Genomic DNA, 21,597 nt, shown 5'->3' with positions numbered 1-21,597 from the left:
ATGAACTCAAATTTTTTAAGTTTGCTCACCCGATTGGCCTGTGCGGCCTTACCTCTGGCGGTAGCGGTTACAGTCGCCGGGACTTCTCTTGCAGTGGCCGACGAACTCCCTGACCTCGGCGAGTCGGCGCGTGCCGAGTTCTCTCCGCAGATCGAACGCCGGATTGGCGAAAGCATCATGAACGAAATTCGCCTGCGCGAGCCAAGCTACGTCGACGATCCTGAAATTAACGACTATCTCAATAGCCTCGGCAGACGTCTTGTTGAATCCAGTGCGAATCCGACGGGTGATTTTCATTTTTTTGCCATTCGCGACAACACGGTTAATGCCTTTGCGATGTTCGGCGGTTTTATCGGTGTGAACACCGGCACCCTTCTGACGGCACAGTCCGAGTCCGAACTGGCCGGGGTGATTGCCCACGAAATTGCGCACGTGACACAGAATCATCTGGCACGCCAGATTGCCAAGGAAAAGCAGAATACGATTCCCAGCATGATTGCCATGGCCGTCGGCATTCTTGCTGCGCGCGCCAATTCGGATATCGCCATGGCGACTATCGCCTCTGCTCAGGCCGGCGTCGTTCAGGCGCAACTGGCCTATACCCGCGATTTCGAACGTGAGGCGGATCGTCTGGGTTATCAATCGCTCGACAAGGCTGGCTTTGATGTGCGCGGCATGGGAGATTTCTTCGAACGTTTGCAAAAAGCAGGGCGGCTGTATGAGAACAACGCTCCAGTCTATTTGCGTTCGCACCCGCTGACGCTCGAACGGATTTCCGATATCCAGAACCGCTCGCAGGGTTCACCATACCGACAGGTAGTCAGCAGCCTCGATTTCAACCTTGTGCGCGCCAAGCTACGCGCCCTGATGGGTACGCCACGCGAGGCGGTCAGTGAATTCGAAACCCAGTTGCGTGAAAAGAAATATTCTTCGCCGGCGGCGGCTCGCTATGGCTTGGTCTTCGCATTGATGAGAGCCAAGGATACACCGGCGGCGCAGCGTGAGATCGAGACGCTCAGGGCTCTGAAGGTGGCGTCGCCGATGATTGCCGGCCTGGCTGCCGAGATCCGGACAAGTGCCGGCGATCTGCCGGCGGCCCAGGCGATTTATCGCGATGCCCTGCAGCGCTTTCCTCAGGCGAAGTCTCTTGTTTATGGTTATGCCGAGTCGCTCTACGCTGGGCGGCAATACGAGCAGGCCCTTGCATTTCTTGACTCGCAACTGCAACTCAACTTCGCGGATTACAAGCTCTACGGCTTGCTGGCGAAAACCTATTCCGCGTTGGGCAAGCGGCTACCGCAGCACAGGGCGCAGGCCGAGTTCTACATGCTGCAGGGACAACTTGGGCAAGCGGTCGAGCAATTGCAGTTCGCCCAGCAGGCCACCGATGGCAGCTTTCATGAGCAGTCTGCTGTCGATGCCCGACTGCGCGAGTTGCGCCAGTTGCAGGTCGAAGAAGCAAAGTTGAAAAGGAATGGCGGTTAAAATACGCCTTTATTTTCGCTCTGGAACTGATCATGCAGTTTGATCGAGAACTTGATGTCAAGGGGCTGAACTGTCCGCTTCCGATCTTGCGTACCAAAAAAGCGCTTTCCGAAATGACCTCCGGTCAGGTGCTTCGTGTTCTGGCGACAGACCCCGGCGCCGTCAAGGATTTTCATGCCTTCGCGAAACAGACCGGAAACCAGTTGCTGGCTAACGCCGACGCTGACCAGGTCTTCGAATTCTATTTCAAGCGCAAGTAAACAGACTTTCTGTCTGCAGCTTTGCCTTATTCCTTCAAGACTGAACAATGACAACGGTCGACGACCGTTTCGCACTCTTTGACGGCGACAGTGGCTGTGCCATTTTGTTGTCAGAATATCGCCGAACAATCTGTTTCGATGAAAATAGTAGCGACAACAATTGTTTGGAAACAATGTTTGATGCGGTTGAGGCGGCCTCAGCCAATGGCGAATGGATCGCCCTGGCGGCAGACTATGCGCTCGGTGCATGTTTCGAACCTGCCGTAGCACATTCAAACGCGGGTCGCCCAAGGTTGCGTGGCTGGGTGTTCGGTCAAGCCCGGCACCTCGATCCGCAGGCTATTAGTGCTTTTGTTGATAAGCACCTGGCCAGAATGCCAGAGCAGGATCGGGTAGCTGGTATTGCCGAACTCGCGCCAGGACTTGACGCCACAGGCCATGCCTCAAGGGTCGAGCAGGTCCAACGCTGGATCACCGCTGGCGATTGCTACCAGATCAACCTGACGTTCCCGCTGGTGGGCAGGATCTACGGCCATCCGCTGGCGCTCTATGCCGGTCTGCGCGAGCGTCAGCCGGTACGTTATGGTGCTTACATCGCCTCGCCGGAAGAAGTATTGCTTTCCTTTTCTCCGGAACTGTTTTTCGAGCGCATTGGTGGTCGAGTCGTAACCCGCCCGATGAAGGGCACCGCACCACGCGGCGCCACACCGGAAGAGGATGCGGCAAGACGCAGCGAATTGTTGGCCTCAGAGAAGGAGCGCGCCGAGAACATCATGATCGTCGATCTGTTGCGCAACGATCTGGGGCGGCTGGCGGCACCCGGTAAGGTCAGGGTTGAATCCCTGTGCGAAATAGAAGCCTATCCGACGTTGTGGCAGATGGTATCAACCGTTACGGCAGACTTGCCAGAGGTACGTCTTGTTGACCTGTTTCGGGCGCTATTCCCCTGCGGCTCGATTACCGGAGCACCAAAGATACGCGCCATGCAGTGCATCGCCGAGTTGGAGACCGCTCAGCGCGGACTTTATACGGGAGCGCTGGGCTGGCTGGCACCAGGCGGCGATTGCCGCTTCAGCGTCGCCATTCGTACGCTGGAGGTTGAACCTGATGGGCGGGCGAGGCTAGGTGTCGGAAGCGGCATCGTTATCGATTCAGTTCCGGCACGCGAATACGCTGAATGTCTCCTCAAATCACGTTTTCTCAGCGGCTTCAATCCAGGTTTCGAGCTTGTTGAAACGATGCGTATGGAGCGTGGTGAGTACCCGTTTCTGGCACTGCATCTTGGCCGGCTTCAAGCTTCGGCGCGTGCGCTCGGCTTTGCGTGTGATGTGCAGGCGATCTCTGCGGCTTTGGCCAATCAATTGTCAGGTTGCGCCGTCGGCATTTACCGCGTTCGTCTGACCCTTGCACATAACGGTAATTACCACATCAGCCGGGCTTTGCTGCCCGGTGATGCCCAGCCTTGGCAGGTAGTTCTGGCTGACGAGCGGCTCGACGCCGACGACTATCTGATACGTCACAAGACGACTGCGCGTAGCCGTTACAACCGGGCGCTGGCTTGCCTGGCAGAGTCTCCTGAGGTATTCGATGTGATCTTTCTCAATACGCGTGGCGAAGTATGCGAGGGCGCGCGCAGCAATGTCTTCGTCGAACGTGGTGGCATGCTGCTGACGCCCCCGCTGAGTTGCGGATTGCTTCCCGGAGTCATGCGCCGACACCTTCTGGAAACGGGGCGTGCGGTCGAGTGCCTTCTGAGCAGAGAAGATTTGCTGGGCGCTTCAGCCATTTTCGTGGCGAACGCCTTGCGTGGGCTGGTTCCGGTGAACTTGCGGGTTTGAACTGTCGGAGAGCTTCAGCCGAGCACAGTAACGACAATGCTTCGGCGCTGAGCATGCGTCCGGTGTTCCCACAGATAGATGCCTTGCCAGGTTCCCAGTAATGGCTCGCCTTTGCTTACCGGCACGCTGATCGAACTGCCCGCCAAAATGTTTCTGCCGTGGGCCGCCATGTCGTCATCGCCTTCGTTGTTGTGCTGGTAGGCGGGATCGCCGTCGGGCGCCCAGCGTAAGGCCAATGTCTCAAGATCCCGGCGTACTGACGGATCGGCGTTTTCGGTGAGGATGACCGAGCAACTGGTGTGCAGAACAAAAACGTTCGCCAGCCCGGTTTCGATGCGCGAGGCACGGACGATCTTTGACACCTCGGTGGTAATCTCCGTCGTTCCCCGGCCACGGGTTGAAATATCGATTGTCTGTTGGTATGACATGGCAGTTTTCTCCTGTGTTCAGGCTTTTCCGGTACTGCCGAAACCACCTGCACCACGCAAACTGGCGTCAAACTCGTCCACGACGTTGAAGGCAACCTGAATGATCGGGACAATCACCAGTTGTGCCAGGCGATCAAGCGGGTTGAGCGTAAAGCTCTCCTGGCCGCGATTCCAGGTCGACACCATGATTTCGCCCTGATAGTCGGAGTCGATCAGTCCGACCAGATTGCCGAGCACAATGCCGTGTTTGTGACCCAGTCCGGAGCGCGGCAGGATCATCGCCGCGAGGCCAGGGTCGGACAAATGAATGGCGATTCCGGTCGGGATCAGCATGGTGTCGCCGGGGTGGATTTTTACCGGAGCCTCAATGCAGGCGCGCAGATCAAGACCGGCGGAACCGGCCGTGGCATAGTGCGGTGGTGTATTTTTGAGCCGGGGGTCGAGCAGGCGGATATCAATGCGGTGCATCAGCGGTTCTCCAGCAAGGTGGCAATGCGCGCTACCAGTTGGCGCGCCAGTTCAATTTTTGGTGCTGGCGCCAGCGGGAACTGGCCCTCATCGTCAAACAGGATCAGGGTGTTGTCGTCACCGCCAAAGCCGTGTTGAATCAGGTTGCCGACAATCAGCGGAATCTTCTTCGCAACGCGTTTTTTCTGGGCGTATTCAGCCAGATTCCGGCTTTCTGCCGCAAAACCAACGCATAGCGGCGGCGCGTGCAGGGCTGCCACATCGGCCAGAATGTCAGGGTTCTGGACAAGCTCAATGGACGGCGCAGCGCCACCGTCCTTCTTGATCTTGTGTTCGGCGGCAGCGGCCTTGGGGCGGTAGTCGGCAACCGCAGCAACGCCGATGAATACGTCCTGTGCGGCAATATGCTGCATGACGGCGGTGTGCATATCGAGCGCGCTGGTAACGTCGATGCGAGCAACGCCGCGTGGCGTGCTCTGGCTGACTGGCCCGCAGATCAGGGTGACTTCAGCGCCGGCTTCCTGTGCGGCGCGCGCCATGGCAAAGCCCATCTTGCCGCTAGACAGGTTGGTAATGCCGCGTACCGGGTCGATGGCCTCGAAGGTCGGGCCTGCGGTCAGCAGAACCTTTTTACCAGCGAGCAGCTTCGGCTGGAAATGGGCGATCAGTTCAGCGACGATGTCTTCCGGCTCGATCATGCGGCCAAGACCGTTCTCGCCACACGCCTGGTCGCCGCAGGCGGGTCCGAGAATGGCGATACCGTCGCGGCGCAGGGTGGTAATGTTGCGTTGTGTTGCGGGGTTTTCCCACATCTGACGGTTCATTGCAGGAACCACCAGTAACGGGCAGTCGCGGGCCAGTGTCAAGGTGCTCAGCAGATCGTCGGCCAGGCCGTTGGCGACCTTGGCGATGAAGTCGGCCGAAGCCGGGGCGACCAGCAGCACGTCGGCGTCCCGCGACAGGTCGATGTGTGCCATGTTGTTGGCCACACGTGGATCCCATTGATCGGTGAAAACGGGGTTGCCGGAGAGTGCCTGGAAAGTGACCGGTGTGATGAAATGGGTGGCCGCCTCGGTCATTGCAACCTGCACGGTGGCACCCTGCTTGATCAGCAAGCGAACAAGTTCGGCCGCTTTGTACGCGGCGATGCCGCCGGTGACGCCGAGGGCAATGCGTTTCCCCGAGAATTCCATGCGAATGATCCGATAGCCTGACTGAATTGGTTAGAATACGAGTCGGAATTCTAACCGAGTTTAGACCATGGCAATTACCGACTGGCCGAAGGATGAGCGCCCGCGCGAACGTTTGCTGGCGCAGGGCGCCGCCGCGCTTTCCGACGCTGAATTGCTGGCAATTTTTCTGCGGGTTGGAGTGAAGGGGAAGAGCGCAGTTGATCTGGCGCGCGATCTGATCCAGCGTTTCAGCAGCCTTAATCAACTATTTGCCGCGTCTCAAAACGAGTTTTCGCTAATTCCCGGCATGGGACCGGCCAAATTTGCCCAGTTGCAGGCGGTTCTGGAAATGTCGCGTCGCGCACTGGCCGAGGAAATGAAGCAGGCCAGCGCCTTTGCTACGCCGGGTGCGGTACGCGATTACCTGCGCTTGAATCTGGCCGGGTTGAAGCATGAAGTATTTTATGCCCTCTGGCTAGACGCACAAAACCGTCTGATCGCGGGTGAAGAGCTGTTTCGCGGGACACTGACACAGACCAGTGTCTATCCACGCGAAGTCGTCAAGAAGGCTTTGGGGCATAACGCGGCCGCTGTCGTTCTTGCCCACAACCATCCTTCGGGCGTTTCCGAGCCTTCGTCTGCCGACGAGTTTCTGACCCGGGAACTCAAGCAGGCACTGGCTTTGGTTGATGTTCGGGTGCTCGATCACTTCATCGTGGCCGGCCAATCTCCGCCCTTGTCATTCGCCGAACGAGGTTTGCTATAACAGAGCTTGCAGAAATAGCTTGAACCAACCCGGCTGTTTAGGCTAAAATCGCCGCCTTTCTACCCAAGATCAATTGGAGCAACAATCATGGCGCGTGTCTGCCAAGTAACGGGTAAAGGCCCGATGGTCGGGAACAATGTTTCCCATGCCAACAATAGAACGAAGCGCCGCTTCCTCCCGAATCTGCAGTATCGCCGTTTCTGGGTTGAAAGCGAAAACCACTGGGTTCGCCTGCGCGTATCCACCGCCGGTTTGCGCACTATCGACAAGAACGGTATCGACGTCGTGCTCGCTGATTTGCGCGCTCGCGGCGAGATCTGACAAGGAGCTGCGGCCATGCGTGAAAAGATCAAACTTGAGTCAAGTGCTGGTACCGGTCACTTTTATACCACTACCAAGAACAAGAAAACCAAGCCAGAAAAGCTGGAGATGATGAAGTACGATCCCGTAGTTCGCAAACATGTTTCTTACAAGGAAACCAAGCTGAGATAATTTGGCTATGGTGAAAAAAAACCTCGCTCATTCAGCGAGGTTTTTTTTGCCCGGTTTTTGTACTTTCCTCGATATCACTCATTTTTGAAGGCGTTGCAGAAACGCAATTCTTCAGGATAGGGAAAGAAATCCTCAACGTAACCCGAGCGGATTTTTTCCTGAGCAGCTTTCCAGAATTTGGCGTTCAGCAGATAGCGGTGATATTTCAGAAATGCCGCGCGAACCTTGGGCGATCCGAGCAGGAACGAGGCAAATTCCTCGGGAAAAACATCGTTTTTACCGACTGAATACCAGGGCTCGCTGGCCATTTCCATTTCCGGATACGGTGCTTCCGGAATGACGCGGAAATTACAGTCGGTCATGTATTCGATTTCGTCATAGTCGTAGAACACCACGCGCTTGTAACTCGTCATGCCGAAATTCTTCCACAGCATGTCGCCGGGGAAAATATTGGCACAGGCCAGTTCCCGAATGGCATTGCCATACTCGTGCACGGCGTGGTCGATCTGCTCGGGTGTAGCTGAGTCGAGATAGATGTTGAGTGGTGTCATGCGCCGCTCAATGTAGAGGTGCTTGATGACCAGATCATCGCCATCTTCTTCAAGCAGTGAAGGAATGTGCGTGTGCAAGGCTTCGAGCAGTTCGTCCGAAAAGCGTATTTTCGGCAAGGCAACGTGCGAGAACTCCAGCGTGTCGGCCATCCGGCCGACACGGTCGACCTTCTTGACCAGCAGGTACTTGGCCTTGACCGTGTCGTGATCAACCTCTTTCGTCGGCGCAAAGACGTCCCTGATGATCTTGAATACATAAGGATAGGAGGGAAGCGTGAAGACCAGCATGACCATGCCGAGAACGCCTGGAGCGATGATGAACTTGTCCTCGGAGTGACGAAGGTGATCCTTCAGGTCGCGGAAGAACATTGTTTTGCCTTGCTTGCCGAGACCGAGCATGGTGTAGATTTCCGAACGTGGCTTGTTCGGCAGGATGCTGATCAGGAAATTGACGTAACCCGAGGGAACCTCCATATCGACCATGAAGTAGGCGCGAGATAGCGAGAAAAGCAAAACAATCAGCGAGGTATCGAACAGGATGGTATCGAGTACCAGTTTGCCATCCGGCGTATGCAAGACAGGAATAGCGAAAGCAATCACAACGTGGCCGTTGATCGCCTTGCCAAAAATATAAGCGCCCTTGTTCCGGTAAAAAGCGGAGTAGAGCACCTGAATCTGGACATTGGATTCCGCCTTGGGCCAGCCGCCGAGAAATTTATCGGTCGTGCGCAGGATGAAATCGACATCTCGGTCGAGGTTTTCAAAGGGGCGCTTCCAGTCGAAATCGATGATGATTTGCTTGATCGTCTGGCGCATTCCGTGTTGCAAGGGATAGTAGCTTGAATACACGGGCGGGTCGGAAAGGATGTATTCGGTGGACACCGCCGGGCGGGCAAAGATGTAGTCGTTGTGGAAATAGGTCCGGTGCAGGAGCCTTGAACAGACCGAGTTGAAGAATGTTTCGGCGAGTTCAGGCTGCTTGTGGTTGATTAACTGGCCAATGTAGAGCAGTTTGACCTTCTGCCAGGAATCGTCGTCGAGCGAATTGGCACCGTATTCTTCTTCGAGGATCTTGGCGTATTCTTTTGCCCGATTATCGTAAGCGTGGATGCGTTCGCTTACGGCGTTCTGGACGCCCTTCCAGTCACCGGCTTCAAAGAGTTCCTTCGCGTGTTGTCCATAGTGGCGGATAAGCTGGTAGTGGCGGTTGAAGCCGTCGATCATCGTTTTGGCAATGAGCAGGGCCAGGGGGTTCTTGTCTGAGGAGATGTCCATCTTCATTGGCCGTGAGTAGTAAGAGCAAAAATTGTAGCACTAACTGCAGCACGAGGTTGTATGACAAAAGAGAATTATCGAGTGCTGGCGAAGAGCAAGGTTTTCCGCCATAATTGTGCGCTGTACCTGTTGCAGGCAGCGTTTTCCAATGTCCAAGGTACGCTACGTTGATTGGTTTTCAGTTCTGCGGCAAATGCAAAGCAGGCTATTGGGCGACTGAGCGGGCACGCGACCAGGGTAGTACCAAATCACATATATGGAGTAGAAATGAGCAAAAGTTTGATCAAGATTCCGCAGGGCGGCCAGAAAATTGTTCCCGGCCAGGCAATTCCGGATAACCCGATTATTCCCTTCATTGAAGGTGACGGCATTGGTGTCGATATCACCCCGGTGATGATCAAGGTGGTCGATGCCGCAGTGGCCAAGGCCTACGGCGGCAAGAAAAAGATTCACTGGATGGAAGTCTATGCCGGTGAAAAATCGACCAAGATGTACGGTTCTGACATCTGGCTGTCGGCCGAGACATTCGCTGCGCTCAAGGAATACTCCGTTTCGATCAAGGGCCCGATGACGACGCCGGTCGGCGGCGGCATCCGTTCGCTGAACGTGGCCTTGCGTCAGGAACTCGACCTGTACCAGTGCGTGCGTCCGATACATTATTTCAAGGGCGTCCCCTCGCCGGTCAAGCATCCGGAACTGATCGACATGATCATCTACCGCGAGAACACCGAAGACATTTACGCCGGTGTCGAGTGGCAGGCTGGCACAGAGGCCTGCAAGAAGCTCATCAGATTTCTCCAGACTGAGATGGGCGTCACGAAGATCCGTTTTCCGGGAACCTCGGGTATCGGCATCAAGCCGGTTTCCCAGGAAGGCACCGAGCGTCTGGTGCGCGCCGCGATCAATTATGCGATCACCAACAAGCGCAAGTCGGTAACCATCGTGCACAAGGGCAACATCATGAAGTTCACCGAAGGTGGCTTCCGTGACTGGGCCTACGCACTGGCCAAGAACGAGTTTGGCGGTGTCGAGATCGACGGCGGTCCGTGGCTCAAGCTGCCCAACGGAATCATCATCAAGGACGCCATTGCCGACGCTTTCCTGCAGCAGATCCTGCTCCGTCCGGCCGAGTACGACGTGATTGCCACGCTTAACCTGAACGGCGATTACATCTCCGACGCGCTGGCTGCACAGGTTGGCGGTATCGGCATTGCGCCGGGCGCCAATATCTCCGACAAATACGCCTGCTTTGAAGCCACGCACGGAACGGCACCGAAGTACGCCGGACTGGACAAGGTTAATCCAGGTTCGCTGATACTCTCCGCCGAAATGATGTTGCGTCACCTCGGCTGGCTGGAAGCGGCTGACCTGATCGTCAAGTCCATGGAAGCCGCCATTGGTGACAAGGTCGTGACCTACGACTTTGCCCGCTTGATGGAAGGCGCCACCGAGGTTTCGTGCTCGGAGTTTGGCGACGCGATGATCGAGCGCATGTAAGTTTTGCTGCAAGCTGCATCGAAAAGCCCCCGGAGATTCCATTTTCCCGGGGGCTTTTTCATGGCTATTCAGAATGAATTTCAGAATACAGAAGCGCTGCATGGCTCATGGATAAACGATCTACAAGATATGCCTCTGGAGAGTGGCGTATTTAAACGGTCTGTGGAATATATGGCTGTAGAACGCCTGTTTTTGTGGCTTCCATGGATGCATTAATATCAGGAGCACGTCATGACTGTCCTGCTGGGCTGCATCGCCGACGATTTTACCGGCGCCACCGACCTTGCCGGCATGCTGGTCAAGGCCGGCATGCGCACGGTGCAAATGATCGGGATTCCGCAAGAGCCGATTGGCAACGATGTTGACGCTGTCGTCATCGCTCTGAAGTCGCGCACGGTACCGACCGCTGCAGCGGTCGCCGAATCGCTCGCCGCGCTGCGCTGGTTGCAGCAGGCCGGCTGCCGTCAGTTCTACTTCAAATACTGTTCGACCTTCGATTCAACCGCCAAAGGCAACATCGGTCCCGTTGCCGAAGCCCTGCTGAGCGCGCTGGGCAGCGCTTTCACCATTGCCTGCCCGGCTTTCCCGGCCAATGGCCGGACGATCTACAAGGGCCACCTGTTTGTCGGCGATCTGCTGTTGTCCGATTCGGGCATGCGACACCATCCCTTGACGCCGATGACCGACGCCAATCTGGTTCGCGTGTTGCAAGCCCAGATAAGGGGCAAGGCCGGTTTATTGGATTACGCCGTCGTGCGCCAGGGCGAAGCGGCCATTCGTGCCCGCTTCAAGGCACTGGAGGCGGAAGGCTGCAATATTGCCGTGGTCGATGCCCTGTCCAATAACGATCTGATGAGCATCGGTGCCGCCTGTGCCGATATGCCGTTGGTAACGGCCGGTTCCGGCATCGCCCTCGGCTTGCCGCAGAATTTCCGGCGCGCCGGCGTGCTGGCCGACGACCGGGTGGCTGATGTCTTGCCGCCGACGGGAGGTTTGCGCGCCGTCATCTCCGGGAGTTGCTCGCTCGCCACGCAAGGTCAGGTGGCGGCCATGCAAGCGGTTCATCCGTCCTTCCGCATCGATCCGCTTGAACTGGCGCGCGACAGCAGCAGGGTCAGTGCGGCGCTGGATTGGTCGGCCAGCCGTATTCACGATGGGCCGCTGCTGTTCTATGCCACGGCGACGCCGGAGTCGGTCAAGACCGCGCAGGCGCAACTGGGTACTGCGCAGGCCGGCAGGCTGGTCGAAGAGGCGCTGGCGGCCATCGCCAGGGGATTGCTTGCTCAGGGCGTCGGGCAACTGATCGTCGCCGGGGGAGAGACTTCCGGCGCCGTGGTCAGTGCGCTCGGAATTACCGGCTTGCGCATCGGTCCGGAGATCGATCCCGGCGTGCCGTGGACGGTGGCCATCACGCGCGAGTCCGGCGAACGGCCCTTGGCGCTGGCGCTCAAATCGGGTAATTTCGGCACACCGGATTTCTTCCTCAAGGCCTGGAGCCGACTTTCTGAGAGCCTGTGAAAATATCAAGAATCCACCGCAAAGGCGCAGAGAAAACGCAAAGGAAACCCCATTTGTTAAAGGTTTTCTCTGCGAAACCTCTGCGCCTTAGCGCCTCTGCGGTGGGTGTTTATGCATTTTTTTCTCACAGCCTTTGAGCCGGCCAGGGAACTCAAGAGCGTTTATATACTCGATTTCAGAGGGGATTACCATGCCAAGATTCGCTGCCAACCTGACCATGATGTTCAACGAGGTTCCGTTTCAGGAACGCTTTGCCGCCGCCGCGAAAGCTGGTTTTGTCGCCGTCGAATTCCTGTTTCCCTATGACTATCCGGTTGCCGATGTCACGCGCTGGCTGCAGGAAGCAGGATTGAAGAGCGCGCTCTTCAACATGCCTCCAGGAAACTGGACTGAGGGCGAGCGCGGGATTGCCTCGATTCCGGGGCGCGAAGAAGAATTCCGTGCCGGTGTGGCCAAGTCCCTCGAATATGCGCTGTCAATGGGAACGCCGACTATTCACGCCATGGCTGGCTTGCTGCCGGAAGGCGCCGACCGCGAATGGCATCGGGCGGTGTTTGTCGAAAACATCTGGTATGCCGCCAAGGCGCTGGCCGAAAAAAACCTGACGCTGGTCATCGAGCCGATCAACACGCGGGACATTCCCGGTTATTTCCTCAACACCCAGGCCGAAGCGCATGCCATTTGTGCCGAGATCGGTGCTGCCAACCTCAAGGTGCAGATGGACTTTTATCACGCCCAGATTGTCGAGGGCGACCTTTCCATGACCTTGAAGAACAACTTCGCAGGTGTCGGGCACATCCAGATCGCCAGCGTTCCCGACCGTCACGAACCCGACGAGGGCGAAGTCAATTACCGCCATCTGTTCCGTCTTCTCGATGAACTGGGCTACAACGGCTGGGTCGGCTGCGAGTATCGCCCGCGCGGTAAAACCGAGGACGGACTGGTCTGGATGAAGGAAATGCTATGAAAGTTCTGATTACCGGCGGTGCCGGCTTCCTCGGTCGGCGCCTGGCCAGGAAGCTGCTGCAATTGGGCAAACTCAAGAACGCCAAGGGTGTCGAGGAGAAAATCGACAGCCTGGTGCTGTTCGATGTGGTTCCTGCCGATGGCTTTTCCGATCCGCGGGTGACGGTCGTTACCGGCGACATCGCCGACCCGCAGGCGCTGAGCCGCGTCGTCGACGCGCAAACTGTGTCCATTTTCCATCTGGCGGCGGTGGTCAGCAGCCAAGCGGAAGCCGACTTCGATCTCGGCATGCGCATCAACATCGATGCCGCCCGTCTTCTGTTCGAGACCTGTCGCCGCCTCGGGCATTGCCCCAAAGTGCTGTTCACCAGTTCGGTGGCGGTCTATGGCGGCGATTTGCCCGCCGTGGTTCAGGATGAGACGGCGCTCAATCCGCAGTCGTCGTATGGCATCGAGAAGGCAATCGCCGAACTGCTGTTGTCCGAATACAGCCGCAAAGGTTTCATCGATGGACGCTGCCTGCGCTTGCCGACGATTTCCGTGCGTCCCGGCAAACCCAACAAGGCCGCTTCTTCCTTCGCCAGCGGCATCATCCGCGAGCCGCTGAATAACGAAGAGACGGTCTGCCCGGTGACGGCGGATACCCGGCTATGGCTGCTGTCACCGCGTCAGGCGGTCGAAAACCTGGTTTTTGCGCACGATCTCGGCGCCGAAGCTTTCGTCCAGAACCGTGTGCTGAACCTGCCCGGCGTGAGCGTGTCGGTCGGTGAAATGGTCGAAACACTCGGCCGCATTTCCGGTCAAGCGGCAGTCAGCAAGATCCGCTGGGAAAGCGATCCCGTCGTGCAGCGGATTATCGGCAGTTGGCCTGGAAGCTGGGACATGAAGCGCGCCCATGCACTCGGTTTCAAAGGCGACAAGGACTTCGACAGCATCGTTCACGCCTATATTGCGGATGATCTGGTGGCTCGGCGCTGCAGTGAAATTTAACCTGAAAAAAGCAGTTAACCACAGCGGACACGACGAACACAGCGAAAAAACAATGACTTGCAATGTTTTCATTAATCACCCTTTGGGTGAGCCATGCAATCCTGAAATGCTGAGGCTTTTCGCTGTGCCCTCCGTGTCGCCGTGGTTTGAACTGCGGTTTTTAGGTTTAACGTTCGTGCCTCTGGATTTTAGCGTGGAAGTTTGACATGCATCGGTCTGTGATGGCGTCAGTGCGCCATCGTGGCGATGCATGCCGCAACAACCGCATGAACATTGGCTTGCAGCGCATCGTGTTGCAAGATGCCCGTCCTGTCTGCCTTGCAGGCCGGTTTTTCCTAGCGTGCGCTTTCCTGCAGCAGCAACTTCAACTGAGCACGCAAGGCGTCGCGCAGCTTATGCAGTTCGCCCAGTCTGGCCAGCGCCTCGGCGCTCCGGTTGGCTGCATGGAGTTCCAGCAGTTCTGCCGCCAGCTTATGCACCTGGCGGTGTATCAGTTCAATGAAATGGAAGGCTGATTGCGTACCATGGCGGGTCTGGCCGTCGCTATACAGCCAGGTACCGAAGCGGCACTCGTGGTGATCAAGCGGCGGGGCTTCACTGTGGCCGTTCAAATGGAGATCAATGGCATTGATCCAGGCGCGATGCTCGACGCCGGCAAAGAGTAGCGGCAAATCGTCACGGTTGACGGCAGGCCGATCGCCCCAGGCCGGATCGGGATGCCAGTCGGCCGCCCAGCCAGGAAAATCGGCGGCCGGCATGGGGCGTGCGATGCCGTAGCCCTGCGCCAGTTCGCAGCCGAGTTGCAGCAGCATCTCGCCATGTTCCACGGTCTCCACGCCTTCGGCGATGACCTGGCGGCGGAAGGCGATGGCCAGACCCAGCACACCTTCCAGAATGGCCAGGTCATCCGGGTCGTCGAGCATGTCGCGGACAAAGCTCTGGTCAATCTTGAGCTGGGTGACCGGCAGGCGTTTCAGGTAGGTCAGCGAGGAATAGCCGGTGCCGAAGTCATCGAGGGCGCACCGCACCCCGATATCACAGCAGTACTTGATGACCTGGGATACGCCGGCCAGGTCTTCCAGTGCGCTGGTCTCCAGCACCTCCAGTTCCAGGTTACCCGGACTGACGCCCGGATGCGCCGCCAGCAGGGCGCGCAGGCGCTCGGCAAACTCCGCCTGCTGCAACTGGCGGGCGCCGACATTGACGCTGACCGGAATGTTCAGTCCGGCGTCTTGCCACCGGGCCATCTGGGTCAGGGCCGTGTCAATCACCCACTCGCCGACTTCAATGGCCAGCGGATGGTTCTCGATCGTCGGCAGGAACATGGCCGGGGCGAGCAGACCTCTTTCCGGGTGCTGCCAGCGGATCAGCGCTTCGGCGCCGATCACCGTCCCCGTGCGCATGTTCACCTTGGGCTGGTAATAGAGCACGAATTCGTGTGCGGCGAGGGCGAGGCGGATGCGCTCCAGACTCTCGTTGTGGCCGCGCAGGGTACGATCCTGCTCGGCGTCGAAAACGTGGTAACGGTTCTTTCCTGCCAGCTTGGCCTGATACATGGCCTGGTCGGCCTGGCGTAGCAATAAATCCGCGTCCGCGTCTTCCTCCTGCGGGAAGAAGCTGACGCCGACACTGGCTGAAACCTCAAGTTCCAGTTCGCCAAGAAGCACCGGCTGGGCAGCAGCGGCAAGCAGGCGGCTGAGCATCGGTACGCTGGCGGCGACATCGGCCAGGTCGCTGAGCACGGCGACGAACTCGTCGCCGCCGACCCGGGCCAGCGTGTCGCCTTCGCGCAGAGCCTCTTTCATGCGGGTGGCCAGCGCGATCAGCAACTGGTCGCCGGCTTCATGTCCGTGCATGTCGTTGATGACCTTGAAGCCATCCAGGTCGAGGTAGCAGACGGCCATCGGCTTGCCGCTGCGGCGGGCGCGAACGATGGCTTGATCCAGACGGTCGGCGAGCAGCCGGCGATTGGGGATGCCGGTCAGCATGTCGTAATGGGCAATGCGGTTGAGTTCGGCCTCGTGTGCCTTGAGATGGGTGATGTCGGAGAAGACGCCAATGTAGTGCAGCAAGCGGCCGCTGTTGTCGCGCACGACCGAGATGGAGAGCATCTCGGCATAAAACTCGCCGTTCCTGCGGCGGTTCCATATCTCGCCTTGCCAGAAGTCATGCTCGCGCAAGGACTGCCACATGCGGGCGTAGAACTCGGGCCCCTGGCGGCCGGAACTGAGCAGGCGCGGGTTCTGGCCCAGAATTTCCTCGCGGCTGTAGCCGGCGATGCGGGAAAAGGCGGGATTGACGTCGATGGTGACGTTGTCCGCATCGGTGATCATGATGCCTTCGTAACTGTTGGCGAAGACGCTGGCGGAGAGCCGCAGGGCGACTTCGTTCTGCTTGCGCTCGGTATTGTCGCGAAACGTCACCACGGCGCCGACCACCTTGCGATGGTCGATGATCGGGCTGGAGGTAAAGGCCACCGGAATGAAGCCGCCATCCTTGCGCTTGAAAAAATCGTCGTCGGTGGTATGGGCAATGCCGTGCGTCAGGGTTCTCTTGATTGGACTTTCCGCCTCGGCATTGGGCCGGCCATCGGGGTGCTGGCCATGCCAGTCGGCATAGGTGGATTTTCCGATCAGTTCTTCCGGGCTATAACCCAGCGTGGTGGCAGCCACTGGATTGACGAAGCTGGGGCGGCCTTCGGCGTCCAGGCTGAAAATCCCCTCACCCGCCGATTCGAGAATGCTCAGGTGTTTGGCGGTCTGCCTTTCGAGCTCGAATTGCGCATCCTTCAATGCCGCACGGGTAACGTAATTGAGCTCGTTGTTCAGATCGATCAGTTGCTTCTGCAAATTCGTCACTTCGGGCATATCGTGCCAGCCGATGGCCAGCACCTCGCCGGACGGCGTGGCGATGAAGCGGAACAGCAGGTTGGCCGGCAGACCGGTCACCGTTGGCAACATGAAGCGCGTTGGGTACTTGGCTGCCGTCATGGCGCGCACGTCCAAGGGCGCCGGCTTCGGCGAGAAGTCGAGGAAGACCTGGTCAAGCGCCATCCCGACCAGATTCATGTCGGTGAGTTGCAGCGCGTAGGGATTACAGTTAACCACCCGGTCGGCAGCGTTCAGTTGCAGCAGCACCAGCGGCGCTTCGTGCCAGACGATGCCATCGATGGCTTGGCCATTCAGGGCCGAGAAATTTGAGGCCTCAGAGGGGATATCAGCCACTGGTCAGATAGCTTTCAAGTTCATTCAGCGAAGCAAAATAAACGAGCTGCGGATAGCGCTGCATCAATTCCTCGCGGGCCTGCTTGCCGGCACCGTCGCCACTGAAGGCGCGTCCGCCGAGAAACAGTTCGAGCGTCGGAAACTCGCGGTTGATCTCAGCCAGCATGCTTTCAAGATGTGGACGGTTGAACAGCAGGCTCATGGAAAGGCCGACGACGTCCGGATCGCGCTCGCGGATCATGCTGATCAGCGCTGCGGTGGGCGTATTGGCGCCAAGGGAAAAGCCGTGCCAGCCATGCAGTTCGAAGAAGTCGGCGACCATGCGCGCGCCGATCTGGTGATACTCACGCGGCACGCAGGCGATGATGGCGCGCAGATTCTTGTGCGGTTGCGCAAAGAGCTGCGGGTAGATCTGTGCCAGCAATAGCTCGGTGGTAGCCGAGGCCAGGTGTTCCGCCGCTATCGAGACCGCGTTTCTTTCCCAAAGGGTTCCGACCTCGTACATCGCCCGCTGGATGAGGTCGAGATAAACGGCCTTCAGCGTAACGCCTTGCCGCAGCCGCTCCTGCACGAGGTCAGCACAGTGATGGCGGTCGCCGGCGAGCAGCTTTTCCAGATAGGTCTGGTAGCAGAATTCTCCGATGGATGAAGAAGTATCCAGAGCGACTGTCACGGTCAGCCTCCTCGCTTTTGATCTGCGACAGCGCTGGCGCGGGCCAGCGTATCCGTGACGGCGGCACACCACTGCGGCGGGAAACGATCAGGGTCACTGAGCCAGCCGATCAGGCTGGGTACGGCCTCGGGCAGCCCGCAGCATTCATCACAAACGGCGGCGACGACAAGCCCGCCGGCACCTTTGAGGCAACCGCCTGACGCTGACTCGAAGGCGGCCACCAGCGCATCGAAATCGGCCTGGGCGATCCGGGCCTGCCGCTGCTCACGCAACAACTGAGCGGCGTGCCGCAGCTTGAGATAATCAGGGGCGCGCGCGGGCACGGCGGCGTTCAATTCATCACAGAGGAAGTCGAGATGCGCTTCCATCGGCCAGCGCGGCATGCCGCGGTTGGCCAGCACGCCAGCCAGCCACGTCACCTGATCGTTCACGTAGCTTTGGGGATGATCGGCCAGTGTTGCCAGATAGCCGCCGTCGGAACGTATGAACGCTTCGCCGCGCTCACCATAGCGCTCGGAAAAATAAGGATGCTCCTCATGACAACGCAACGCAGCGCACAGGACGGCGGCAATCTCGCGCTCGTCGGTGGGCAAGGGATGATTGCCTGATTCTTCGTTGAACAGTGAATTGGGGGAAGTCATGACATCCTGCCTTTAGCAATGCTCAACAAAATTTATCACGAAAAACGCCCTGTGAAAAAGGGAATTCAACTTGAGTGAAGGGCAGATTCATTTTGAACATTACGAAATCTTACAGTTATTCCCAAGATTTTCATTCTATACCAATACTAAAGTAATACGCCCCGGGGATGGGTTTACTTTGCGCATTCGTCAGTTCGGTAGCGAACTGCGATGATCCCTCAGGCCGTCAGCGCCGGACGGGATCAGATCACTTTCAGCGTGCGCAGGCGGGCGATCTCGTCGGCACTTAAACCGGCCTCGCGCAGGATGTCCTCGCTATGCTCGCCGGCCGCCGGGGCTGGAAGGCGGACTTCGAACGGCATCTCGCTGATCTTGTAAGGTGGCGCGAATTGCTTGACGCCATCGACCTCGACGACCATCCCGCGTGCCAGGATCTGTTCGTTTTCGAGGCTTTCCTCAAGATGCAGCACCGGCGTGACGCAGCAGTCAACGTGCTCGAATACGGCAGTCCATGCGGCGAACGTGCGTTGCGCAAAGACTGTTTCCAGTTCACGACGGATGCGCTGGCCCTCGGCGCCGGTGGCAAAGGCGAACGGCCTCAGGTCGGGGCGGTCGATGGTCTCGCACAGCATTTGCCAGAATTTCGCCTCCATGGCGCTGACGGCGAAGTAGCGTCCGTCGCTCGTCGCGTAAACGCCGTAGCCGGGCATGCCGCCGGACAAAACGTCGGCACCGCGCTCCTGCACGTGACCCCGGCCGAGCACGGTCAGCAGCGGAAAGAGGGTATGCGCGAAAACGGCGTCAGTCATCGCCACGTCCACATAGCGGCCGTGGCCGCTGGCGCGGGCATCGACGATCGCGGCGAGGACGCCGACCAGGGCGGTCATTGTTCCGCCGAGCAGGTCGCCGATCTGGAAATTCGGCACGGCAGGCGCGCCGCCGGCGACGCCGATCTGGTCGAGCAGACCACAGTAGCCGAGGTAATTCAGGTCATGGCCGGCGCGCTCCCGGTACGGCCCGTCCTGTCCGTAGCCGGTGATCGCGCAATAAACGATGCGCGGGTTGAGCGCGGCGACAGCCGCGTAGCCGATGCCAAGCTTGTCAACGACGCCTGGGCGAAAGCTTTCGATGATGACATCGGCGCTAGCGGCAAGGCGCATGAACACCTCGACCCCGGCCGCCTGCTTGAGGTCCAGGCTCAGGCTGCGTTTGTTGCGATTGATCAGTTGGAAATAGTTGATGACACCGTGGCCAGAGCCCGCTGTCCGCGCGTAGTCGCCAGCACCGGTGTCTTCGATCTTGATCACGTCGGCGCCAAGATCGGCCAGATGCAGGGTGGCAAACGGTCCTGGCAACAGTCGCGTGAGGTCCAGCACGCGGATGCCGGCGAGAGGGAGTGAGCGCATAGGGACGGGCTTTCGGGAACGGTGGGCGAATTCAGCATCGAATTGCGCAAGGCAGAGCAGGGAGATTGAAGCGTACCGCATGAGGCGTGGGAGCGGCCAGGGATTTTTCCCCGACCCCGCAGCCGCGTAAGTTCATATTCCTGGGCCGCGAATGCGGCTCCGTCCAGGTCCGGGAAACCCTTAGTTCGTGTGCAATTCACTCTCAGGCAGGCTGCTCATGGCCGCCCGTTCACTTCTCTTGGCACGACCAAGGGCGGCCGCATTGAGCGTTCCCAGCAAGTTCTTCGATGCTTGCTCGACGACGGCCGAAGTGGCAACAATCACCCCGGCGCTGACCAGTAAGCCAACCAGATGCAGACCGCAAAGATCGATTTCGATGACCTCCGAAAGGTCAACTTCCAGTTTCTTGTAGCGTCGCATGGCGTCGATTACCCTGTCTTCCAGTTCCCGGTAAAACTCACGCGTCAACTTGCCGGCAAACTTGAGCTGAAATGCAGTTTCACGCTCTAAGGGTAGGCTTTCCATGGATTTTCCTTTACTGGTATTTATTTCTTTTGCTGCACGATGGCATGGTTAGTTAATCTCTAGGGATCATTGACCGCAACTTGGCGTGTATTGAAAGCAATCCATCACTGAATCGTCCATTCAAGCGACACAGCGGGTAATGATTCAATCGTGTTGATTCTCATCGAAGCTCCAAAAAAGGAGTGGCTAGTTACCTTATGTGAAAATTATATCTCATTAAGAAACTTTAGTCATCAGTGAAAGCGCCCGTAATCGGCATTGATTCAAGAAGGTACGAAGGATTCTTGATGCGTGACTTACTTGATCTGGCAGTTTCCTGCCCATGTCTCTTTTCGCGGGATTGTTCTTCCGGTTCTGCCCTGGTAGTCAGTCAACTTGAATCTTGCGTATAAAACCCCCGTCATTCCGGGGTCAGCCAGGCAGCCGTCGCGAAACCTTCATTCTGTTGCGCCGAGCGCTAGGCGAATACGCCCTGCATTTCATGACTGGCGGCCTCGATTTCCGGCAGGAGGTCGCCGAAGTGACGGCGGACGGTGTCTATTTCGCCGGCATCCTGATCAAAGTCCTGATGCCGCCATTCGGAATGGGTTCCGGAAAGAATATTGGCGACATAAACGATGTCTGCCAGCGTCTGCACCGTTTCCGGTGCGGCCCGTGGCTGGTCGTGATCGATGGTGGCGTTGACGATTTGCCCGGGCATGCCGAGGGAATTGAGCAGCGTAACCCCGATGCCTTAGTGCCACTGCATGATGAGGTATTTCACCGTGTCCGGACGGACGCGTAATTCCGGGTACTTGGCGGCGCGGTAAAGCATGTAAAAGGTCCCCAGTTCGTGCACCGGTCCGGCCAGGATGCGGGCGGTCGCCGCAGTTTTCAGGGAATGGATCCAGAGCGCGTGTGTGAGTTCGCTGAAAATCGCCATGTCCTTGGAGCGCATCAGTTGGCGCATGGCAATGGCCAGTGCGGTGGTGCGCACCAGATCAACGCCAAGGCGGTTGATGGCGGCCTTGAGATCCCGCGCCGGCGTGCCGTCGGTTTTATAGAGGGCGGAATTGGCCAACTGCATCAGCTTGTTGGCGACCAGGGGTTCGACGCCAACGATGCTGGCCCATGCGCGAAATGGGCAGATCGGCATTCTGCAGTTCCTTGCGCAGGCGGAAAGCGGCGTCGAAGCAGGTGGGAAAGATTATGTCGCCGGCCAGTTCACGGGCGATTTCCTCAAGCATCTGGAAGCGCTGGGCAGTGAGGGATTCACCGGACTTGTCGGTGGTCGGTTCCGGGTTGGCATTCATGGGTGTCTTGATTCTCCTTTCAGCGTCGATCTCCAAGTTAACAAAACATTCCGGGTCATGCAAAATTTCGGTTGTCGATGACCTTGCTCCATGGAAAAAGCCCGGCTATCTCAAGGCCTCTCGCCGGCTA

At 58.0% G+C, this 21,597-nt stretch carries 22 protein-coding genes; 10 read left to right on the top strand and 12 right to left on the bottom strand.

What is annotated here, in order from left to right; all coding sequences use genetic code 11:
- The 3 genes from ACOYNV_RS03575 (at position 1) to pabB (ending at position 3,583) form a co-directional block, all read left to right on the top strand.
- Positions 1–1,485 carry a M48 family metalloprotease gene (locus tag ACOYNV_RS03575; protein WP_422898366.1) on the top strand — a complete coding sequence of 495 codons (1,485 nt, stop codon included), beginning with the start codon at positions 1–3 and terminating at the stop codon, positions 1,483–1,485.
- A gap of 32 nt (positions 1,486–1,517) precedes the next feature.
- Entirely contained in the window at positions 1,518–1,745 is a 228-nt protein-coding gene (locus tag ACOYNV_RS03570) for a sulfurtransferase TusA family protein (protein WP_422898365.1), read from the top strand.
- A 173-nt stretch (positions 1,746–1,918) separates the two neighbouring features.
- The gene (pabB, locus tag ACOYNV_RS03565; RefSeq protein ID WP_422898364.1) at positions 1,919–3,583 is read left to right on the top strand and encodes an aminodeoxychorismate synthase component I; all 1,665 of its coding nucleotides are present in this window, start codon (positions 1,919–1,921) and stop codon (positions 3,581–3,583) included.
- A 14-nt stretch (positions 3,584–3,597) separates the two neighbouring features.
- On the opposite strand, the gene ACOYNV_RS03560 is transcribed toward pabB, so the two are convergent.
- Genes ACOYNV_RS03560 through coaBC form a run of 3 tightly spaced genes read right to left on the bottom strand, consistent with a single transcriptional unit; the run spans position 3,598 to position 5,672 of the window.
- Complete coding sequence (locus tag ACOYNV_RS03560; RefSeq protein WP_422898363.1) at positions 3,598–4,011, bottom strand: secondary thiamine-phosphate synthase enzyme YjbQ; 414 nt, start codon at positions 4,009–4,011, stop codon at positions 3,598–3,600.
- Between the two features lie 18 nt (positions 4,012–4,029).
- On the bottom strand, positions 4,030–4,479 hold the full coding sequence (gene dut / locus ACOYNV_RS03555) for a dUTP diphosphatase (RefSeq protein WP_422898362.1): 450 nt from the start codon (positions 4,477–4,479) through the stop codon (positions 4,030–4,032).
- Positions 4,479–5,672, bottom strand: coding sequence for a bifunctional phosphopantothenoylcysteine decarboxylase/phosphopantothenate--cysteine ligase CoaBC (gene coaBC / locus ACOYNV_RS03550; protein WP_422898361.1), 1,194 nt, complete (start codon positions 5,670–5,672; stop codon positions 4,479–4,481). Before coaBC ends, dut begins: the two co-directional genes overlap by 1 nt.
- 67 nt (positions 5,673–5,739) lie before the next feature.
- Here coaBC and radC point away from each other — a divergent pair, with 67 nt between their 5' ends.
- From radC to rpmG, 3 genes are all read left to right on the top strand, one after another.
- Positions 5,740–6,417, top strand: coding sequence for a RadC family protein (radC, locus tag ACOYNV_RS03545; RefSeq protein WP_422898360.1), 678 nt, complete (start codon positions 5,740–5,742; stop codon positions 6,415–6,417).
- An 87-nt stretch (positions 6,418–6,504) separates the two neighbouring features.
- A complete protein-coding gene (rpmB, locus tag ACOYNV_RS03540) occupies positions 6,505–6,738 on the top strand; it encodes a 50S ribosomal protein L28 (protein WP_294269166.1) in 234 nt (77 codons plus the stop codon).
- A gap of 15 nt (positions 6,739–6,753) precedes the next feature.
- Positions 6,754–6,909, top strand: a complete 156-nt coding sequence (gene rpmG / locus ACOYNV_RS03535) for a 50S ribosomal protein L33 (RefSeq protein WP_422898359.1) — start codon at positions 6,754–6,756, stop codon at positions 6,907–6,909.
- A gap of 74 nt (positions 6,910–6,983) precedes the next feature.
- Here the strand turns inward: rpmG and aceK are convergent, their stop codons facing one another.
- The gene (gene aceK / locus ACOYNV_RS03530; RefSeq protein WP_422898358.1) at positions 6,984–8,735 is read right to left on the bottom strand and encodes a bifunctional isocitrate dehydrogenase kinase/phosphatase; all 1,752 of its coding nucleotides are present in this window, start codon (positions 8,733–8,735) and stop codon (positions 6,984–6,986) included.
- 267 nt (positions 8,736–9,002) lie between these two features.
- Between aceK and icd the strand changes: the two genes are divergently transcribed.
- From icd to denD, 4 genes are all read left to right on the top strand, one after another.
- A complete protein-coding gene (gene icd / locus ACOYNV_RS03525; protein ID WP_422898357.1) occupies positions 9,003–10,232 on the top strand; it encodes an NADP-dependent isocitrate dehydrogenase in 1,230 nt (409 codons plus the stop codon).
- Between the two features lie 231 nt (positions 10,233–10,463).
- Positions 10,464–11,750, top strand: a complete 1,287-nt coding sequence (gene otnK / locus ACOYNV_RS03520; RefSeq protein WP_422898356.1) for a 3-oxo-tetronate kinase — start codon at positions 10,464–10,466, stop codon at positions 11,748–11,750.
- A gap of 190 nt (positions 11,751–11,940) precedes the next feature.
- Positions 11,941–12,717: a 2-oxo-tetronate isomerase gene (gene otnI, locus ACOYNV_RS03515; protein WP_422898355.1), complete on the top strand. Its 777-nt coding sequence runs from the start codon at positions 11,941–11,943 to the stop codon at positions 12,715–12,717.
- Positions 12,714–13,706 (top strand): D-erythronate dehydrogenase, encoded by a 993-nt coding sequence (denD, locus tag ACOYNV_RS03510; RefSeq protein WP_422898354.1) that lies wholly within the window; start codon positions 12,714–12,716, stop codon positions 13,704–13,706. The genes otnI and denD overlap by 4 nt, the downstream gene beginning before the upstream one ends.
- A 335-nt stretch (positions 13,707–14,041) precedes the next feature.
- Here denD and ACOYNV_RS03505 read toward each other — a convergent pair whose 3' ends face one another.
- The 8 genes from ACOYNV_RS03505 to ACOYNV_RS03470 all read right to left on the bottom strand — a co-directional run bounded on the left by ACOYNV_RS03505 (position 14,042) and on the right by ACOYNV_RS03470 (position 21,503).
- On the bottom strand, positions 14,042–16,930 hold the full coding sequence (locus ACOYNV_RS03505) for an EAL domain-containing protein (protein ID WP_422898353.1): 2,889 nt from the start codon (positions 16,928–16,930) through the stop codon (positions 14,042–14,044).
- Positions 16,923–17,603, bottom strand: a complete 681-nt coding sequence (locus ACOYNV_RS03500; protein WP_422898352.1) for a cobalamin B12-binding domain-containing protein — start codon at positions 17,601–17,603, stop codon at positions 16,923–16,925. The genes ACOYNV_RS03505 and ACOYNV_RS03500 overlap by 8 nt, the downstream gene beginning before the upstream one ends.
- Positions 17,604–17,605: 2 nt before the next feature.
- Positions 17,606–18,244, bottom strand: coding sequence for a hypothetical protein (locus tag ACOYNV_RS03495; protein ID WP_422898351.1), 639 nt, complete (start codon positions 18,242–18,244; stop codon positions 17,606–17,608).
- A 242-nt stretch (positions 18,245–18,486) separates the two neighbouring features.
- The gene (locus ACOYNV_RS03490) at positions 18,487–19,650 is read right to left on the bottom strand and encodes a CaiB/BaiF CoA transferase family protein (RefSeq protein WP_422898373.1); all 1,164 of its coding nucleotides are present in this window, start codon (positions 19,648–19,650) and stop codon (positions 18,487–18,489) included.
- A gap of 180 nt (positions 19,651–19,830) precedes the next feature.
- On the bottom strand, positions 19,831–20,175 hold the full coding sequence (locus ACOYNV_RS03485) for a hypothetical protein (RefSeq protein WP_422898350.1): 345 nt from the start codon (positions 20,173–20,175) through the stop codon (positions 19,831–19,833).
- A 457-nt stretch (positions 20,176–20,632) separates the two neighbouring features.
- Complete coding sequence (locus ACOYNV_RS03480) at positions 20,633–20,875, bottom strand: hypothetical protein (RefSeq protein WP_422898349.1); 243 nt, start codon at positions 20,873–20,875, stop codon at positions 20,633–20,635.
- A 33-nt stretch (positions 20,876–20,908) separates the two neighbouring features.
- Positions 20,909–21,310, bottom strand: a complete 402-nt coding sequence (locus ACOYNV_RS03475) for an HDOD domain-containing protein (RefSeq protein WP_422898348.1) — start codon at positions 21,308–21,310, stop codon at positions 20,909–20,911.
- Complete coding sequence (locus tag ACOYNV_RS03470; protein WP_422898347.1) at positions 21,213–21,503, bottom strand: hypothetical protein; 291 nt, start codon at positions 21,501–21,503, stop codon at positions 21,213–21,215. The genes ACOYNV_RS03475 and ACOYNV_RS03470 overlap by 98 nt, the downstream gene beginning before the upstream one ends.
- Between the last annotated feature and the right edge of the window lie 94 nt (positions 21,504–21,597).

This window comes from Propionivibrio sp., assembly GCF_049316945.1.
In the GTDB taxonomy this organism is placed as follows: domain Bacteria; phylum Pseudomonadota; class Gammaproteobacteria; order Burkholderiales; family Rhodocyclaceae; genus Propionivibrio.
This window is presented reverse-complemented; position numbering and strand designations above follow the sequence as displayed.

Coding starts and splice junctions, on each gene's coding strand:
- ACOYNV_RS03575 (WP_422898366.1), top strand. CDS start 1: ATGAACTCAAATTTTTTAAGTTTGCTCACCCGATTGGCCTGTGCGGCC.
- ACOYNV_RS03570 (WP_422898365.1), top strand. CDS start 1,518: ATGCAGTTTGATCGAGAACTTGATGTCAAGGGGCTGAACTGTCCGCTT.
- pabB (WP_422898364.1), top strand. CDS start 1,919: ATGTTTGATGCGGTTGAGGCGGCCTCAGCCAATGGCGAATGGATCGCC.
- ACOYNV_RS03560 (WP_422898363.1), bottom strand. CDS start 4,011: ATGTCATACCAACAGACAATCGATATTTCAACCCGTGGCCGGGGAACG.
- dut (WP_422898362.1), bottom strand. CDS start 4,479: ATGCACCGCATTGATATCCGCCTGCTCGACCCCCGGCTCAAAAATACA.
- coaBC (WP_422898361.1), bottom strand. CDS start 5,672: ATGGAATTCTCGGGGAAACGCATTGCCCTCGGCGTCACCGGCGGCATC.
- radC (WP_422898360.1), top strand. CDS start 5,740: ATGGCAATTACCGACTGGCCGAAGGATGAGCGCCCGCGCGAACGTTTG.
- rpmB (WP_294269166.1), top strand. CDS start 6,505: ATGGCGCGTGTCTGCCAAGTAACGGGTAAAGGCCCGATGGTCGGGAAC.
- rpmG (WP_422898359.1), top strand. CDS start 6,754: ATGCGTGAAAAGATCAAACTTGAGTCAAGTGCTGGTACCGGTCACTTT.
- aceK (WP_422898358.1), bottom strand. CDS start 8,735: ATGGACATCTCCTCAGACAAGAACCCCCTGGCCCTGCTCATTGCCAAA.
- icd (WP_422898357.1), top strand. CDS start 9,003: ATGAGCAAAAGTTTGATCAAGATTCCGCAGGGCGGCCAGAAAATTGTT.
- otnK (WP_422898356.1), top strand. CDS start 10,464: ATGACTGTCCTGCTGGGCTGCATCGCCGACGATTTTACCGGCGCCACC.
- otnI (WP_422898355.1), top strand. CDS start 11,941: ATGCCAAGATTCGCTGCCAACCTGACCATGATGTTCAACGAGGTTCCG.
- denD (WP_422898354.1), top strand. CDS start 12,714: ATGAAAGTTCTGATTACCGGCGGTGCCGGCTTCCTCGGTCGGCGCCTG.
- ACOYNV_RS03495 (WP_422898351.1), bottom strand. CDS start 18,244: ATGACTTCCCCCAATTCACTGTTCAACGAAGAATCAGGCAATCATCCC.
- ACOYNV_RS03490 (WP_422898373.1), bottom strand. CDS start 19,650: ATGCGCTCACTCCCTCTCGCCGGCATCCGCGTGCTGGACCTCACGCGA.
- ACOYNV_RS03485 (WP_422898350.1), bottom strand. CDS start 20,175: ATGGAAAGCCTACCCTTAGAGCGTGAAACTGCATTTCAGCTCAAGTTT.
- ACOYNV_RS03480 (WP_422898349.1), bottom strand. CDS start 20,875: ATGCCCGGGCAAATCGTCAACGCCACCATCGATCACGACCAGCCACGG.
- ACOYNV_RS03475 (WP_422898348.1), bottom strand. CDS start 21,310: ATGCCGATCTGCCCATTTCGCGCATGGGCCAGCATCGTTGGCGTCGAA.